At 56.4% G+C, this 15,990-nt stretch carries 12 protein-coding genes and 1 pseudogene; 2 read left to right on the top strand and 11 right to left on the bottom strand.

The genetic code is table 11. The features are described from left to right. Nucleotides 1-186: 186 nt before the first annotated feature. Nucleotides 187-471, bottom strand: a complete 285-nt coding sequence (locus tag JWR89_RS25635; RefSeq protein ID WP_299721011.1) for a zincin-like metallopeptidase domain-containing protein — start codon at nucleotides 469-471, stop codon at nucleotides 187-189. A gap of 451 nt (nucleotides 472-922) precedes the next feature. On the opposite strand from JWR89_RS25635, the pseudogene JWR89_RS25630 reads away from it, so the two are divergent. After that, a pseudogene (locus tag JWR89_RS25630) lies at nucleotides 923-1,352 on the top strand (hypothetical protein). An 85-nt stretch (nucleotides 1,353-1,437) separates the two neighbouring features. Here JWR89_RS25630 and JWR89_RS25625 read toward each other — a convergent pair. The 10 genes from JWR89_RS25625 to JWR89_RS25580 all read right to left on the bottom strand — a co-directional run bounded on the left by JWR89_RS25625 (nucleotide 1,438) and on the right by JWR89_RS25580 (nucleotide 14,017). Next, a complete protein-coding gene (locus JWR89_RS25625; protein ID WP_299721010.1) occupies nucleotides 1,438-1,761 on the bottom strand; it encodes a hypothetical protein in 324 nt (107 codons plus the stop codon). 256 nt (nucleotides 1,762-2,017) lie between these two features. After that, nucleotides 2,018-3,265: a polysaccharide biosynthesis/export family protein gene (locus tag JWR89_RS25620; RefSeq protein ID WP_299721009.1), complete on the bottom strand. Its 1,248-nt coding sequence runs from the start codon at nucleotides 3,263-3,265 to the stop codon at nucleotides 2,018-2,020. A gap of 334 nt (nucleotides 3,266-3,599) precedes the next feature. Next, nucleotides 3,600-5,813 (bottom strand): AAA family ATPase, encoded by a 2,214-nt coding sequence (locus JWR89_RS25615; RefSeq protein WP_299721008.1) that lies wholly within the window; start codon nucleotides 5,811-5,813, stop codon nucleotides 3,600-3,602. Between the two features lie 170 nt (nucleotides 5,814-5,983). Beyond that, on the bottom strand, nucleotides 5,984-6,724 hold the full coding sequence (locus JWR89_RS25610; RefSeq protein WP_299721007.1) for an SDR family oxidoreductase: 741 nt from the start codon (nucleotides 6,722-6,724) through the stop codon (nucleotides 5,984-5,986). Next, nucleotides 6,724-7,971 (bottom strand): FAD-binding oxidoreductase, encoded by a 1,248-nt coding sequence (locus JWR89_RS25605; RefSeq protein WP_299721006.1) that lies wholly within the window; start codon nucleotides 7,969-7,971, stop codon nucleotides 6,724-6,726. The genes JWR89_RS25610 and JWR89_RS25605 overlap by 1 nt, the downstream gene beginning before the upstream one ends. A 71-nt stretch (nucleotides 7,972-8,042) precedes the next feature. Then, nucleotides 8,043-8,471 carry a GtrA family protein gene (locus tag JWR89_RS25600; RefSeq protein WP_299721005.1) on the bottom strand — a complete coding sequence of 143 codons (429 nt, stop codon included), beginning with the start codon at nucleotides 8,469-8,471 and terminating at the stop codon, nucleotides 8,043-8,045. Continuing rightward, nucleotides 8,468-9,877 carry a UbiA family prenyltransferase gene (locus tag JWR89_RS25595; RefSeq protein ID WP_299721004.1) on the bottom strand — a complete coding sequence of 470 codons (1,410 nt, stop codon included), beginning with the start codon at nucleotides 9,875-9,877 and terminating at the stop codon, nucleotides 8,468-8,470. The genes JWR89_RS25600 and JWR89_RS25595 overlap by 4 nt, the downstream gene beginning before the upstream one ends. Nucleotides 9,878-9,986: 109 nt before the next feature. Then, nucleotides 9,987-11,213, bottom strand: a complete 1,227-nt coding sequence (locus JWR89_RS25590) for an acyltransferase (protein WP_299721003.1) — start codon at nucleotides 11,211-11,213, stop codon at nucleotides 9,987-9,989. Nucleotides 11,214-11,466: 253 nt separating this feature from the next. Then, on the bottom strand, nucleotides 11,467-12,801 hold the full coding sequence (locus JWR89_RS25585; protein WP_299721002.1) for a hypothetical protein: 1,335 nt from the start codon (nucleotides 12,799-12,801) through the stop codon (nucleotides 11,467-11,469). Between the two features lie 88 nt (nucleotides 12,802-12,889). Next, nucleotides 12,890-14,017, bottom strand: coding sequence for an acyltransferase family protein (locus JWR89_RS25580; RefSeq protein ID WP_299721001.1), 1,128 nt, complete (start codon nucleotides 14,015-14,017; stop codon nucleotides 12,890-12,892). 703 nt (nucleotides 14,018-14,720) lie between these two features. Between JWR89_RS25580 and JWR89_RS25575 the strand changes: the two genes are divergently transcribed. Beyond that, the coding region (locus JWR89_RS25575; RefSeq protein WP_299721000.1) for an FAD-binding protein at nucleotides 14,721-15,990 on the top strand (1,270 nt) is incomplete at its 3' end.

Genomic DNA, 15,990 nt, shown 5'->3' with positions numbered 1-15,990 from the left:
CAGCAGCCTGTTTCCGTCAAAACTCCCACGGACCTCAAAGCAGCTCCCGCCTCTCAAAAACCCATTAATATGTCCACGTTGCACGCGCTTTTGCTGGTGGAACCCGACGGAACCTGTCACGACGTGTCCTCCGAAGTTCGGAGGCGATGGTGAATTGTGCTTCGGTTCTTTCTTGAGAACCCTGAGTCAGTGATCAAGGTACGCAGGCGATTGCGCGTCGGAATAGCTCATTCCAAGTCTCGAAGTGACGAAGGCCGCCCCCAACTCTGCACAGCATTCCTCCACGGCATAATCGTCCTTGCCCATGTTCCGGTTGAGCCGGGATGGGTGCCCCGTGGCATGCGTATGAGCCGTAAAGCTCAGGTCAAGGGTTGAGGCCTCGAGCTCTGCCATGCGATCGCAGACCTCGGCAATCTCGTCAGTAATTGCGGAAAGTTTGTCGCTCGCTGCTTCGTATCTAACGGCAGCCATGGCGGCTCTATCGGCGGCATCAAAAGCATCCTGGGCAGCGAGAATTTCGTCCGCTCGCCTTTTGCAGCCGCGGGTCGGCCTCCGAGCTAAGTGCGCAATCGATGCATCGGACCGCCCCATCCAATCAAAGCCAGTGCCTTGATCGTCGCGGCTTCCTCATCCGTCCCGACGAACCAGTATCTCCGCTGCTCTACGCCCCTCAGCTGTTCGACCCAAAACGGATGGCACCAACGCCACGGGACCACCTCGTCTGGCACTTCAAAGGGGCCGACTGGATCGTCCATTCTGCGTCTTAAGACCTCCGGCCGTTCCGGGGCGGACGCTTGGTATCTAGCGCAGGCTCTCGTTTTATGGATTGCGATGATCCCACCATTGACGAAGATGAGGCTTGTCGACTTGCCGCAAGGTAGGCAATTCGATTGGTTGCCTTATGCCCCCCAAAGGATGCAGCATGGCCCCGAAGCATCCGATGCCGTTATCAGGCGGCATGCGGTCGGCCCTCAAGAAGGAGCTAGCCAGAGCCCAGGGTATAACAGTGATGCTGGCGCAGCAGTCGGAAGTGCTTCGCGTCAAAGGCGAGGATTTTATACAGAAGGCGGACGGCCTCATCTGTCAACGCTGGAACGAGCGGATGTGGAGCGTGGGCGAACCGATCGACCCGTCACCCACGATCAACCAGGCGGTCGATGGCGGATATCTGTGGCGATCGCGTTTGCGCTGCAAGGCGCTGCGGGACGTGGGCTGGCCGCAATGCGCCACGCACCGACAACATCCGTTCACGACCTGACCACCCGGCTGCGGTCCCAGAAGTGCGCCGGTGCCGACAAGCGCCGGCCGCGACGCTGCTGCAGTTGATGTCCAGACCCCGTCACACAGACTAAAAGCGGCTCAGACGGAGAAGGATCTTTCAATCGAGGGGCCAGCGGGAGCTGCCGGCATCTCCGCAGGGATGTTGCCGAAGCTCGACTACCGGACTTTGCTAGCTTGCTTCTTTGCCCAACGCTTGACGCCTCGGGCCTTCGCGCCCTGCGCGGGAGCGACGGCGGAAGAACTGCTCTGGGTGCTTGAAAAAAAGACCACTGCAGACGCCAGAAGAAAGGCGGCTTGTCCGGCGAACATGCAGATTATAGTCTTCCAAACAACCTGACTTTCAACAATAGCCCAAAGTACAGTTGCGGAAAAAATCATAGTGCCGAAGAGTGCAAATATCGCTACTCGACTCCGACCGAGGAGACCGAGAGCGAAGCCAGCGAGTCCGTTAATTGCAATCAGCATGATGGTAGCGCTCATATGAGCTCTCGCTGCGACTAGTTCACAAACTAACTGAATAGAATTAAACGCCTCTTAAGTAAAAATTACCAAGGCAACTATGGACTACCGGAACCACACATGAAGTCCAGTACTTTCGATCCCGCACCGCAAACCGCCGGTTAGCATCTGCGGGATTTGTACAATTGTGATGCAGAGATGAGCAAGCGCAACGCATGTCCGGCGGTCAAATCCCGACACGGCCAATAGGAAGCTAGGTCAAATCAGAATCGAGCCTCTACTGCACTGCAGCTCTGTAATCGGACACAGTTTGCGGCACCGATCGGATGAGCGTGATGAACTTCAGGAAATCAACGGATGGCGCGTTAGAGACGTAAATCATATCTCGATCTCTCATGATGAAGTCCGAGATTAGGAAATAGCCCGATGGATCTTCGAGGTCCGCCCGGTAAACCGTCGGAACTAGCGGACCTGGATGTTGACTAACATCCACGCCCATACGCTCAAGTGCCTTTCGCGATTCAAATCGATACAGGAACACGGCTGCCGCCTGCGCCCGATCGTCCTGCAGGCCACCCGCCTTTGCGAGCGAATCTCCCAGCGACATACGATACGAATCGAAGGGGAATCGTCGATCTAGCGGGCCCAAGGTTGTCGTTTGGCCGGTAGCTCCAAAGGCCAGGAAGTAACGCGGACGACGCGTCACGGTCACGACATCACCCGGGCGAAGCTGAATGTTGTTGTCCGGGCGCTCATTCACAGCGACGAGAAGCGCGCTGTCGATCCTGCCGTCTCTTTGGATAGAGATCAGGCTTTCAAATGCAGGAGCCTTCGTGCCCCCTGCCTTGGCAAGCGCCGGCAGCAACTGGATGCCACCAGGTTCTATCGGAATACGAGAAGGCGTATTGACCTCGCCAAGAACGCTGATGCTGTTAGAGATTCGATCGGCGACCGAAACAATGACCTGCGGGTCGATCGCACGACCACTCAACTTGTTCTTGATCTCCAGCTGCAAATCTTGCGGGGACCGTCCCGCTGCCTTGATCGCTCCGGCATAGGGCACGGTTATGTTGCCAGCCAAGTCCACCTGTTGACGAGGTATCTCGACGGCGTTGCCAGGTGCGGCATTGCCCTCAGTCGAGGTAAATAATCCGCCACGCTGCGCTTCGTAAATCGTGATGCTGACAACGTCGCCGACACCGAGCGCGACGCTCGTCTTGCCGCGCCCCCTCATGTTGCTGAACAGGCGACCGCCATCTTCTGAATTCAACAGACTTACGATCTCGGGGCGAAGATTGACGACGACGTAACCAACCACTGAATTGGGGTTGCCGATGGTTTCCACCGAATCTTTGAAGACCCGCGCCGATGCCGGGCCGCTGGACGGCAAAACCCCGCCGGCGCAGCCTCCTAGGAGGGACGAAATCAACGCCAGCCCAGCCCACGCGAAGCAGCGCCGCGTGTTTCCCGAGGAAAGCATGGTCCAAAAACCGCCCTTGAAATTGGTAGTCGTAAACTCATTCATCAAAAGGGCAGCCTCATTGGTAGGAACGCACACGCATTCTAAGCAACGACCTGCAGATGCCGTACCAAGGCACATCGACCCCGTCCAACCCCTTTGATCTGGCTATGGTTTTTTATTGAGAATCGAGGATTTCGGGCAACATCGGTTAATCGAAAATGACCAATTTGCGTTAATTAACGCTTAAGACCCAGGACCTCGCGCGGCGTCCTGACAATCCAGGGTATTTTAATGTGGTGAATTGGATAGGTGACTGGCCCGTGACGATCCGCGGAAAATCAACGCTGGTAGCCGTTTCCGCGAGAGCGGACCCGCTTGGCTCGACGCCGAAAGACCTTCAGGCTGCCGCTTTATTGAGCACAACGCCCAGCATCTTCTCATAAACCATCGGTGCCGTGGACAATGCCCCGATGACTTCGTCGTAGGACGTCTTTCGCCACTCAACCACGAAGACGAACTTTTCGATCAGGGGGCTGATGGCCCTTGCATCGACGGCCTTCGTCAACGGTGGGAGATCGATAATGATATAGTCGAAGTTCTCTTTGGCCTTCTTGAGCAACAGATCCATTCCAAGCGATGAGAGCTTCTCGGCAGTGTGGATAGGCCTTTCCTGCGTGATCGCTGGCAAGAACTTCAGTCCCGTTTCCCCATCCTGCCAGAAGAACTCTTTTGTATCGTCCGGACGCCCGATCGCATCAAGCAAGCCGGTCGCCGCTTTCGGAGCCAAGGCTCGCGTCAAGCCGGCATCTCTTAGCCCGCCGTCGATGAGCAAAACATGATTGCCAGCATGCGCCACCAAGTGCGCGAGGTTGGCAGCAATCGTCGTTGATCCCTCCTCAGGCAGAGCCGAAACGACACCGATTACTTTCGATTTTCCAATCAGGCCGGCATGATCGGCAGCAACGCGTATCGTCCGAAGCGTTTCGGCGAAGCGTGAAAACGGATCGTTGATCACATATCTCGCAATCGATTCGCCGGGATCAAGGTCACGAGCGGGAACGTCCGCCTTCGGTTGTCCAAGGCCAAGCAACTTCGGCCCCGATCTCCGCAGCTTGCGGCCTGCGACGAATGGCAACGCGCCAAAGCAGGGAACACGCAGCGTCGATTCAACGCTCTCCGTTGAACGAAATGTCCGATCCAGCGCCTCGCGTCCAAACGCAGCAGCCGCGCCGGCCATCAGTCCGAGCGCACTTGCAATGCCCAGGATAATGCCACCCTTGGGGTTGCTCTTCTTCTCCGGCGGCGTAGCAATCGTGATAACGCGCGCTTCAGTCGATGGCACAGATGTTTGTTGGTTAGATTGCACGTATTTCTGGAGGAACGAATCAAAAATTGCTCGATAGCTGAGCGCCGTACTTTCTAGCTGACGCAACGTTACCTGTGCCTTGCGCGTCAGCGCCTCGCCCTTAATCAAAGCGTTCACATTGGCAGTGAGCGCCTGTTGGCGCAGCAGCGCTATCTGGTAATCGCTGTTGTTGGACTCAGCTATGCGACTTACCTCATCGGCCATTGACCGCTGTAGGCCAGCCATCGAATTTCGCAAGTTAACCGCGGCTCCATGCTCCCGCCCGTATTTTCTCGATAGCTGCGCTTCTTGCTGCACCATATCGAGGTATTGCTGACGTAACCTACTGATGACTTCACTTTTCAGCGTATCGGCAACGGCTGCGTTTGTAACACCTTCGGTCATGACGACATTGACTCTGTCAAGCCGCGCCTTTGCCTCGGCGACCTGCCCCTGGACGATGACCAATTGCGTATTCAACTCGCCCAGTTGCTGCTCGCTGATGAGACCGAGCTTGGTATCGACAATATTATTCTGCGACTTGAAATCTTGCACCGCGCTCTCGGCAATAAAGGATTCCTGCCTCAGCTCAGCAATGCGCTCGCGCAGCCAATCAGCTGCTCTCTTTGCTTCGCTGTACTTTGCTTCCAATTGACCTGCAATATAAGCATCGGAAAACGCATTGGCGATCACGGCGGCCTTCTTCGGATCGCGCGCGCGGAAGCTAATGTCGATGACGTAGGTCAGCCCGACGCGCGTCACGGTCAAGTTCTCGAGCAAATTGTCCACCGCGGCACGCGAAACCCGACTTTCGCTGGGATCGGAAGATTCCGTAAAGAGACCGACGACAAACCTGACAATCGTCGCCACCGGGGACCCGCTTGATGTGGTAAAGTCAGGATCGTTGGCGAGCTCCAGCTTCTTTGCGACGGCAATGGCAACTCCCTCCGATCGCAGCACCTCGACCTGACTCTCGACTGTCATGGCATCCAAAACACCGTCGGACGCGCCCGCCTGCTGCGATGAAAGGAACTTCGATCTTGTCGCATCCAACATCATGCGCGCGCGCGACGTATACATCTTGGGAGACGTCACATAGACAGTCGCGCCAATTCCCCAGGCGAGCACGAGACAGCCCAGGACCAATGAACGGTTCCGGCGAAATATCGCAAGGAAACCCGAAAGGCTCAGATTTCGTTCGCCGAATGGCGGCGCCTGATTGATTTCCTGGTCGACCCGCAACGAATTTTGATGCAGTTCGAGCATGATATGCTCCCTTACTCGGACACCACTTTACAATACACGCGTCTTGGAAAGCACAGAAATTGAACTTGGCCAGAAATCCACTAATTTCGTCAATTGTACTAAGCAAGGACAGTGCCAGAAATCGCTAATAACCAACTGAAACGACCCAGATCAATAAATTGAAGCCCTACTCAAATATCCATCGACTTGAATGTTTGCTCAGGGATCGCGCGGATGATGAGCATAATCCATCGCCAGACACCCAGAACGTAAACAACGTTCTTCCTCCTGCGATGGGCCTCCAGAATGGCCCGTGCAACTTGCTCTGGACTTGCCGTCAGGAACGATGGGAGGGCCATTCCTTGCGTCATTCGTGTGGCTGCAAATCCGGGCTTCACCGTGAGCACATGAAGTTCACTCGATCCGAAACGGTTTCGAAGACCGGACAAAAACGCCGTGAAACCCGCCTTTGCAGAGCCATACGTATAGTTCTTCTTGCGCCCACGATCCCCAGCCACCGAGCTAATTCCAATGATGCACGCTCCTGGCATCTTGGCCATCCGGTTGGCAAACGCCCCAAGCAATAGCGACGGTGCGACATAGTTCACTTGCATGATTTGGTTCGCCGCCGCCGGACTGCTCCATGCAATCGTCTCGTCGCCGAGAAGACCTACAACCGAGATAACGGTTCCGGGTACTTCAGTCATGTTTCCTACCAGCGCCTCGCGTTGAGCGGCGTCAAGAATATCGCACTCCACAAGCTGGGCTTCGGCCTTATAGCGGTAGTACAGATCCTTTGCATCATCCTCTAGCCGGCGAACGTCACGCGCAGCCAGGATGAGTGACGCTCCAGCCTTGGCATACTCAGCTGCTATCGCACGCCCGATGTCGGACGCAGCACCCACGATCAATACCGGCGAGACAATTGTCATCAGATACCCAGTCGGTCGGAGAGAACCGAACGCATCTTACGGGATGGATCAAATTGCTGACGCACGAGGGCAAATTCAGCCGTCCGGGGATATCCGCGCTCGAACATGCGAGCCCCCATCCGCGCGTCCTTCGCCAGGTAGATCCGGCCATCATGATCATCCACGATCCGATCGAGCTCAAGCAACATACTGAAGGTTCGGGCTCTGATGGGAAAGTCGAGCGCTAGCGTGTATCCCTCGCGCGGAAATGACAGTAAACCATTGCGCTGCCTGCCGCATAGCTTCAGCACCGAGAGAAATGAACCCACCCCATAATCCGAGACGCGGCGTAGGATCGCTGCAATAGCTTCCCGACTACCTTCTCGCGGAAACACAACCTGATACTGGACGAAACCCGCACGCCCGTAGATTCGGTTCCATTGCGATATGCTGTCCAATGGATAGAAATATGGCTGATAATCGACGATCAAACGCCCCGGCTTGCGCGATGCGAAATAGACGGCATTGAAGGCAGACACACTAAACCTGTTCAACGTAATACCGGGAAAATCGAATGGCACTTTTCGCTCGGAGTGCTGGCTAGACTTGAATGGTGTTGAAGCTCGTTCCTTGGGCAACTCTGCTGCCGCCAGATGCTCCCCCGTGAACACGACCGCACGACCTAACCGATCACCCTTTGCAAGGCTGTCAATCCAGGCGACGGAATAAGTGGACGATAGCGAACGCTCAAGCACGTCGAAGGCTTCCCCCAGATTGCTCGCCCGTATCGTTTCCTGCAATATCAGATCGGTCTCAATGCGAAGCATGCGAAAGGTCACGCGCAGGATCACGCCGGTCAGCCCCATGCCACCAATCGTGGCGTTGAACAGATCGACATTTTCACCGGCGGCGCAGCGCAGCATCTGCCCGTTACTGACAGCGAGATCAAATGACTCGACATGCACGCCAAAACTGCCAGCACCGTGATGGTTCTTGCCGTGCACATCCGAGGCGATCATTCCTCCCACAGTTACATATTGGGTTCCGGGCGTGACTGGAAGAAACCATCCCCGCGGCACGAAAACCTTCAGGATATCGGCAAGAAGCATACCGGCCTCACAGGTCAGTCGACCTGTCTGATCGTCGAAGAATAGAATTCGACTACTTCCAGCCATTAGCAACGTCATTTGCGCGTTGAGCGCCGCGTCGCCATAGGACCGCCCTGCCCCGCGGGCGATTAGACTCTTGGTCGACGCGATCGTCTCCATGATATCGGTCTCACCGCGGCTATGATGGACTGTACATGGCAACGTGGGGTATCGTCCCCAGCCTGAAAGCATCACGCCGCCACCTCGAACACAAACCGCCGATCAAGGTGATATTTGACGACATAGCCGACGCAAAGCCCGATTCCGCCGCCAACCATCAAGCCGGTGGTTGTCGGTACGATCAGAAACACCATCGCTTCCGTTATCCAGAAGATAGCCGTCGTCACGAGACCCATCGCCGTGTACATCGAAAATTTCTTGGCATGAGAGTTGAGATCGCGACTGCGATCCTTAAAAATATAGCGCTTGTCCAGCGCGTACTTGATGACAAGGCCTGCCATCGTGCCGCCGGCAAGCACCAGGAGCAGCCGGATCTGCTCGCCGACACCCTGGTCCGCCAACAACCAGTTGAATGCGCCCTGGGTGCCGAGGTTCGTCGCAATCGCGATGACGCAGAACAGACCGTAGGTCGCGATGACGCGATGAGGTGTCGGCTTCATAGGCTGATATACACAAGACCAAGGCACAAAGTCCCGACGCCCAGACTGACACGATCGCGCGCTGCAAAAACAATGGGATCATCGTCCATCTGTCCCCGATGTGCCTTTAGCAACATGCGGCTCGTCCAAAATAATACCGCAACACAAAGCAGCAACAAGCGGTGCGGCTTCGAATAGAGATGCATAACAGCGTCGCTATTGAGGTAAAGCGCCATCACTAATGCCGAGAGATAGCCGCTGGCGGCCGCCATGGACTCGATGACCGGCAGGTCGGTGAGCCGATACCCGCGCCCACCCGGATCGCCTCGCCCGCTATTGACCCGATCCACGAGTTCGCCGGAACGTTTCACCAGGGCCAGGCTGAGAAACAAAAAAATCGAGAAGGCCTCCAGCCATTGAGAGATGAGCACACCTGTTGCTACCGATCCGCCGATGACCCGGGCGGCGTATAGACATGCGAGGGCCACCACGTCGACCATCACCTTGCGCTTGAGCCAGAAGGAGTAAAGCGTGGTCAGAACCAGATAACCGGTCAATACGACAGCAAAGACGCGCGGCAGGAACGCCGTAAGCGAAAACGCGGTTATCAACAAGACCGGCGCCATCATTGCGCCATGGATAAGGGGAACGCGCCCCGATGCGAACGGGCGCTTACGCTTCCGGGGATGCTGCCGATCGGCACGCAAGTCGAGCAGATCGTTGATGATATACACTGCAGATGCACACAGGCAGAAACTTACGAAGGCAAGAACCGACCCGAACCAGGTCGACATCAAGACGTGCCCCGCAACAGCCGGAACGAATACTAGAACGTTCTTCAACCATTGATGTGGACGCAGCGCTGAGATGTAGTCGCGAAGGCGGGGTGGGGAGCCAATGATTTCAACCACACCAGGCTGACCGCTCGCAATAGCGGATCGCCAGGCGCCGCGTCCCCCGGCCACGAGCGCGACGTTGCACGTGCTCCATACCTTGAGGTCGGCCCGGCTATCGCCGACATAATCGAACTTGGCCTTGCCAAACCGCGCGCAGAGAGCATCCGCTTTCGCAGCCCCGGACAGGTTCACCTTTCCATCCGATCCCAACACGCCGTCGAATAAACCTAGATGCTCGGAGAGTGCGGTTACGAGCCGCGCGTCGGCCGCCGATGCCAGGTAAATCTGACGCCCCCGCGCCTTCTCCGCCCGAAGGAAAGTAATGACCTCCTCGCGCACTGGCATCAGCGAGACATCGATCTCGGCCAAGCTTGCCAGACGCGCTTTGAAAGCGGCCTTTCCGTGCCGCAACTCCGCTAAAGTTAAAAGCGCCTTCCACGGTTTGCGTGAGAGAAGCGCGAGGAACGTTTCAATCAGCAAATCGGTTTTCAGCAGCGTTCCGTCGACATCGACGATCAGCGGAACCGACATACTCGACAACGACGCCTCTGCTAAGCCCACGTGCTCTACTCCAACTCGTCACACAGTATTACGGGGTCGTCATCTCAAGTTCGTTTGCTTCCACTTTCAACGACGCACATCAGGACGACCGCCCGCGTGTCGCCGCGCCTGACCTAAGGGAACGCTCAGCACACCAAGGGGCGTCAGTACTCTCCGGCTTCTCCGCCGGCAACACGACAAATGCCGCCGCTGCCCGACGATTGAAATAATCCCTCGCAGGGATCTCACTCAGCTCGTAGGTACGCCTCGATACCAAGATCACGACAACGAGATATCCCAGCGCTACCAGATCGAGAACCCACGGGCCGCCGGCCGTCAGCACGTCGAAAGGCGCTCCATCGTGGACGAATTGTGCACGCAGCGGCACGTGCAACTTCTGCTCCAACGCACGCGTAAACGCATTGAACAGCGTCAAAACGACAAAATGAACGAGATAGATCGAGTACGAAATTTCTCCTACACTTTGGATCGGCCGCCACTCTAGGAGACGAGAGACGATTCCTCCCCCAGTCGCAAAGACGAAGATTGTCGCACCGAAAAGAAACGGACTCACGAAGGCAAGATGACTTCGAGGCATCATCGAGACCACTGCCACCATCAAAAGAACGACGGGTATTTCTAACCATGATGCACCGGATACGATCGACTGCGGCATCGATCGAAAAAGCAGATAAACAAGAACGCCAATAAAGAACTCGCACATGCACCGCGGAACCGCCGCGTAGAGCGGTGGCGGACCCGCGTGCCCGCCAAGCAACACGAAAAATACCAAGCCAGCCAAGAGCGCGGCCACTGCCGCGATCATCGCGGAAGGTCGCCCAAAAACGACACAAACGCCCGCGAAAGTCGCATAGACGTAAAACTCGGTACTGATGCTCCAACTCGGCAAATTCCAGGTGAAGTCCGGGAAAAAGCCCAACCCGTGAAGCAGAAAAATATTATAGGCAAGTGCATCCAATCCGGTACGCCCTGCAAAGGCAGGAGCTCCAGCCCCGAGCCCAGCGAACTTCATGGCTGCAAATTTCAATACTTCGATCGCGACCAAGACAAGCGTGGTAACGATATGCAGCGGCCATAGCCGCCCGAAACGACGAATAGCGAAGCAAAAAAACTCTTCCTTGCTTGACAGGCGACCGCCATAAGCGTGCGTAAGAACAAATCCGCTCAGCACGAAGAAAAAATCTACAAATACATCGGCCTTTCTGATGAAAGAAACATCAAAAAAGTGACCGAGAACGCTGAGATGGAACACCGCAACCCCAACGGCTGCTATACCACGCCAGCCGTCTAGAGCTGAAAAACGCAATGGATCCTCCTAAAGGAAAATGCCACTTTTGATAAGCTATCGAATGTATGCAAGTTTCGGCAAGAGCATTTTATATGCAGAATATGCCCTGATTTCGGACAAAACTATTAACTACACAATCGACACGTTACAGACGATCTTCAATCCTCGTTTCGCCGTCCTGCAGGCATTTTCGCATGCGCGCCGGTCGCTATCTGATGTTCATTAGTACGTTTTACCGAGCGCCACCTCGGATCGTTGCGGCTTTTTTTGCCTACATTCGCAGCGGTCTCAGCCGCACTAATCCGCCAAACGACGCCAGGATAAGGACAATCACGAACTGGCGTTCGACCGCCTGAGTAGCGATCATCGGTGTCAGCATCGCCAAACAAGCCAACGCAAAAGAAAACGCCGTCATTCGCGAAAGTTCACTTTTTGCCGCAACGAAGAGACCGATCAACGCCAGCAATTCCAGACAGTAGTATGCCAACCGGTCCACTCTCGGACCAATATTGCAGCCGTAGCGATAGCCAGCGACGCATCCTTCGCCCTCAACAAGGCTCGTTAAGCGGCGCAGCGCCCGGACGCCGGCTTCTGCGGGGTTTGCGCGCACTTCATCGAACGCCATCTGTTTAAAGATTCGTCGCTTGTTTTCGTCGTGCAGCCACTGCTGATACCTTGCCTGCGGAAGCACAAGCGGGCGCGGGTAGATGACCTTGTCGCCGGCCTTGTAGCGCCGCTCCATCTCTTCGAAGAGCAAGTCATCCGCCTCTGGCCGTTCATGATCTCGCAGAAATGCGTTGTTGTTCCTAGCCAAATTCTCCTCGGCTGTCGTCGCGAAAAGCACCGCTCCGTTGTGAATGAGCGCCTGCGCCACGACATAGGGTCCGGCGACTGTGGCGAAGGCCACGATGAACCAAAACCGCTGCCGGATCGCGAGCAGCGCTAATACGATGAGGTAAATGCCAAAAATCGCCAGGAATGCGTGCGTCAAGCACGCGAGTGCGACTAACGTTCCACAAGCAGCGTATGCACGGCGCTGCGTCGACCGCATAGCGGCCGAGAATAGCTCCCGCTTGACGACCAGAAACACGATGACGCCAAGAAGCAGCAGAACAAGGTTTTCAGGCCGGATCTGGTAGTAATAATGCGTTCCAGCGGAGAACAGACAGACGATAGCGACGCCAGCGTATCGCCCACCGCGTTGCGATATCGCGGCAATCAGAAGAGTACAGCCGGCATAGGCGAAGAGAACGTTGACGACGCGAAGAAAGCCAACGCTGGAATTCGTCGCAGCCTGAATGCTTCCCATCACAATCGGATACAATGGTGGCCAGATGCCTCCCGCGTAAAACGTGCCGATGGCTTCAAGGCTCAGGTTTCCATGGGCGATGGCGGCGAACATTATCGAACGCTTGAAATGGTCGTGCTCGTCGGAAAAGGTCTCGGCAATTCCGAAGATCCCGTTATGCGCAAGCACTACGAGAGTGAGGAGAAGGAGAACGCCGAGCAGGGCGAAGGCGCCCCACCCCTCAAGGTGTCGAGCGAAGGCATCCGTAACGTCACTGACGCTACTTCGGCCGTTTGTGGTGCTCGTTTCATACTCCATGTTGACCCCGCCTGTTGCCTCTATTGAGGGTCTCGAACGCCCACTCATTGACACACCGATACATGCGCGCACCGCAAATCGGCGCCCGTCATTGTTGGACGTGCGGCCGCCATAGCCGGCCGAACGTGCCAACTCCGCCTGGAAACAGGAACTTGTTCACGGGAGGTAGGCTGCGGATAATAAAGGCGAGGCCCATGGCAAGGAGCATCGTCATGGCGAGCGTCAGAGCTCCTGTAACCCACGGACCCAGATTGGCTGCCGCCGCCGCAGGCACGACGGACCGGATGGCAATGTAGATTGGCTGATGGAGCACAAAGACTTCGAACGACATCCTGCCCAGCCCGCCGAACACAATTTGGATCGGGGGCCATCGACTGACCGCCAACAGGATCACAAAGGCGGAGAGCTGGATCACGTCCAACGCAAACAGCTTTTGTGGTGTGGCGATCGAAGGGACAAAGATCATCCCGACATTCAGTGGATGGCCCCGATTGATGAGGCCCGTCGAGAAGGTAAGCGCCAATGCGAGCGCGGCCAGGCTACAAATGGCCCACACCGGTACCCGGCGCTCACCAAGGTCCAATAGCGCGATAACCAAGCCAGGAAACAGCACCAGCGCTGCGACGGGCCAACCGAACGGTGTGATGTATTTCAGGCTGTCGGGCAGCAGGCCGATCAGGCAATGAGCGATCAGAGCCACGACCAGCACGGCCCATACCTGGATGCCCCTCAGTGGCGCCACGATCATCATCGCAAAGCGTATGCCGATCAGTGCCGGAAGAAACCAGAGCAACTGCAGGCCCGTCGCGTGATCGAATGCGCGAGCGCTCATGGCCAATACGGCCTCGCCAGCCAAGACCGGAACCTCCGTCAAGGCGCGGCCGGAGAATTTCACGAACATTAGCGTGTAGATGACAGTGAACACGACACACGGCCATCCGTAGCGTACGACCAGATCGGCCGGCTTCGTTCGGCCCCACGTTTCCCACGGCCGCAGAAACGGCAAGTAAAGGAACATCGCAACGTGGAACAGGTACAGAAAGGCGCGAAATTCCGGGCTCGCGTATTCAAGACTCTTGTTATGACCGAACACGATCAGGAAGATGCAGATACCCTTAAAGGCATCGCCTGAGGCCATCGACGCGACCCCCGCTTCCTGAGAAGGGGCCTGCGCATCGACGACTTCCAGCGTCGTGAGCGGTGCGGGATAAGCCATAGGTCCTACTTAATCGGAGACCGCCAACGCCCCGGGCATGATGCCCATCATGTCTTCGTCCTAATATCAAGCAATCGACATGCCAGAGCTGGCCTCGCTATTGCATAAGTAGTTCGTCTCAATCGGCAGGAGTGCGCATGTCCGACTGTAGTTGGGAAAAAGACTCTCGCTTGTCCGGTTGGCGCGAATTTCATTGCGCCCAATGCGGGAGCCCGTCCGTCCAAATGCCCGAAATCCTCCGGGAAACCGAGGAAGTCAAATGTCAGCGTTGTGGCTTTGTCGTATCGACGTGGGGAAACTTCAGAGCCTGCATCGAAAACAATATTCGTTGAAGCCAGAACGAGATCTTCTGAGCTGATCAATCGGTACTCATCGCTCTAGATTCAAAGCAGTGTGCTCGGATATGGAGCAACTTACCCCGTTGGTAAAAGCCAACGGCCAGACTTCCGCCGGCTTCAACGCACGCCCGCCGGAAATCTTTTTTATCCCGAACGGCCTACTCCAGCAGCGGAGATGGCGGTATGTGGTCGAAAAACGGTACGTGCCCTTGCGCGATCGGAAAGAACAACGAATCCCACGGATGCCTCTGCATGAGTTCCGCCCGCGGCACTCTTCTTGCTACGCACCAATAGGGGCTATTCTCCAGCCAGTTCTCCAATCAATCGCGCCGCCTTGGGCGGAGTGATCGACCGCGGACAAGCGAATGTCTATTCGAGACCTCCGCGACGCAGAAATTGACGAGACGAAGTTCGCGCAGATATGCGTTATCGGGGCGGGTTTTGCCGGTCTGGTCGCATCACTTCGTCTCGCAAAGAAAGGCTATTCGGTTATCCTGCTGGAAAGCGGCTATCAAACCGTCGAGCCGGACATCGATGAGCTCAACCGCGCAGATACATCGACGACGGCATACGCGGGAGCCATGACCGGGCGGCTCCGCGGCCTAGGCGGCACCTCGCGCCGATGGGGCGGGCGCCTCTTGCCTCTCACACCGCATGATACGAGCCCTCGCCCGCACCTATCACTGGATGGCTGGCCCTTTCCGATCCACGACTTGGACGTCTATACTTCAGAGATAGAAGAACTTTTCGGTCTGGACGACAGCGGCTTCGAAGGCGACGTGCTTGACGGATTGGACCCCGATACCGTCATTCCACGGCGAGACCCCGATATTCAGATCCGGCTCCCGAAATGGCCAAACTTCCGGCGCCGGAATATCGGCCGGCGACTTCAGCGACAGATCGCCCGCAACTCCGGTTTACAGCTCTATCTCGGATCAACAGTTTGCGACTTGCATGTCGATGCAGCGGCGGGCCGTCTGGCTTCGGTAGAGGCGCGCTCTTTCAACGGTCGTACCATCACTGTCAAAGCCGCCCAATTTCTCATCACAGCCGGCACGATCGAGACGACGCGACTGCTATTGCTGCTCGATCAACAAACGCAACATCGTGCATTCGAGAACTGCCGCGCACTGGGCCACTATTTTCAGGATCATATCCGCCGGGAGGTCGGTCGCCTTATGCCAGCTGACGATAGCCGCGTGAACCGCCTTTTCGGCTATGATTACTGGGGGAGCACCCGTCGGAAGCTTTACTTCCAGCTCAGCGACCAGGCACAAGCTGCCAACGCGGTCGCTAGCGCCTATGCCGAAGTTCGGTTGCATATATCTGACGGCACGCCTCTCGACGGGCTAAGAATGCTCGTCCGTGATTATCAGCGGCACGAGATTCAGCATTCATTGCGTAAACTGCTTTACCTCCTGATCAACCGCGATTTGCTCACCAGTCTTGGTCTCTGGCGCGCATTGACACAGAAGACCTTCTTGCCGTCTTCCGCCGAGCTGCGACTCGATGTCCGGATCGAACAAATTCCCGCTTACGACAATCAGATTACGCTATCCCAGGAGCGCGATCGCTTCGGTATCCCTCTGCCCAAGTTGCAATGGGCCCCAGGCGAAACCGAACTCCGAACCTTCC

This window comes from Tardiphaga sp. (assembly GCF_028290785.1).
Classification (GTDB): domain Bacteria; phylum Pseudomonadota; class Alphaproteobacteria; order Rhizobiales; family Xanthobacteraceae; genus Tardiphaga.
This window is presented reverse-complemented; position numbering and strand designations above follow the sequence as displayed.

What these genes read in the sequence shown, in the direction of transcription:
- JWR89_RS25600 (WP_299721005.1), bottom strand. Translation starts at nt 8,471, where the DNA reads ATGAAGCCGACACCTCATCGCGTCATCGCGACCTACGGTCTGTTCTGC.
- JWR89_RS25625 (WP_299721010.1), bottom strand. Translation starts at nt 1,761, where the DNA reads ATGAGCGCTACCATCATGCTGATTGCAATTAACGGACTCGCTGGCTTC.
- JWR89_RS25615 (WP_299721008.1), bottom strand. Translation starts at nt 5,813, where the DNA reads ATGCTCGAACTGCATCAAAATTCGTTGCGGGTCGACCAGGAAATCAAT.
- JWR89_RS25595 (WP_299721004.1), bottom strand. Translation starts at nt 9,877, where the DNA reads ATGTCGGTTCCGCTGATCGTCGATGTCGACGGAACGCTGCTGAAAACC.
- JWR89_RS25580 (WP_299721001.1), bottom strand. Translation starts at nt 14,017, where the DNA reads ATGGCTTATCCCGCACCGCTCACGACGCTGGAAGTCGTCGATGCGCAG.
- JWR89_RS25610 (WP_299721007.1), bottom strand. Translation starts at nt 6,724, where the DNA reads ATGACAATTGTCTCGCCGGTATTGATCGTGGGTGCTGCGTCCGACATC.
- JWR89_RS25605 (WP_299721006.1), bottom strand. Translation starts at nt 7,971, where the DNA reads ATGGAGACGATCGCGTCGACCAAGAGTCTAATCGCCCGCGGGGCAGGG.
- JWR89_RS25620 (WP_299721009.1), bottom strand. Translation starts at nt 3,265, where the DNA reads ATGAATGAGTTTACGACTACCAATTTCAAGGGCGGTTTTTGGACCATG.
- JWR89_RS25635 (WP_299721011.1), bottom strand. Translation starts at nt 471, where the DNA reads ATGGCTGCCGTTAGATACGAAGCAGCGAGCGACAAACTTTCCGCAATT.
- JWR89_RS25585 (WP_299721002.1), bottom strand. Translation starts at nt 12,801, where the DNA reads ATGGAGTATGAAACGAGCACCACAAACGGCCGAAGTAGCGTCAGTGAC.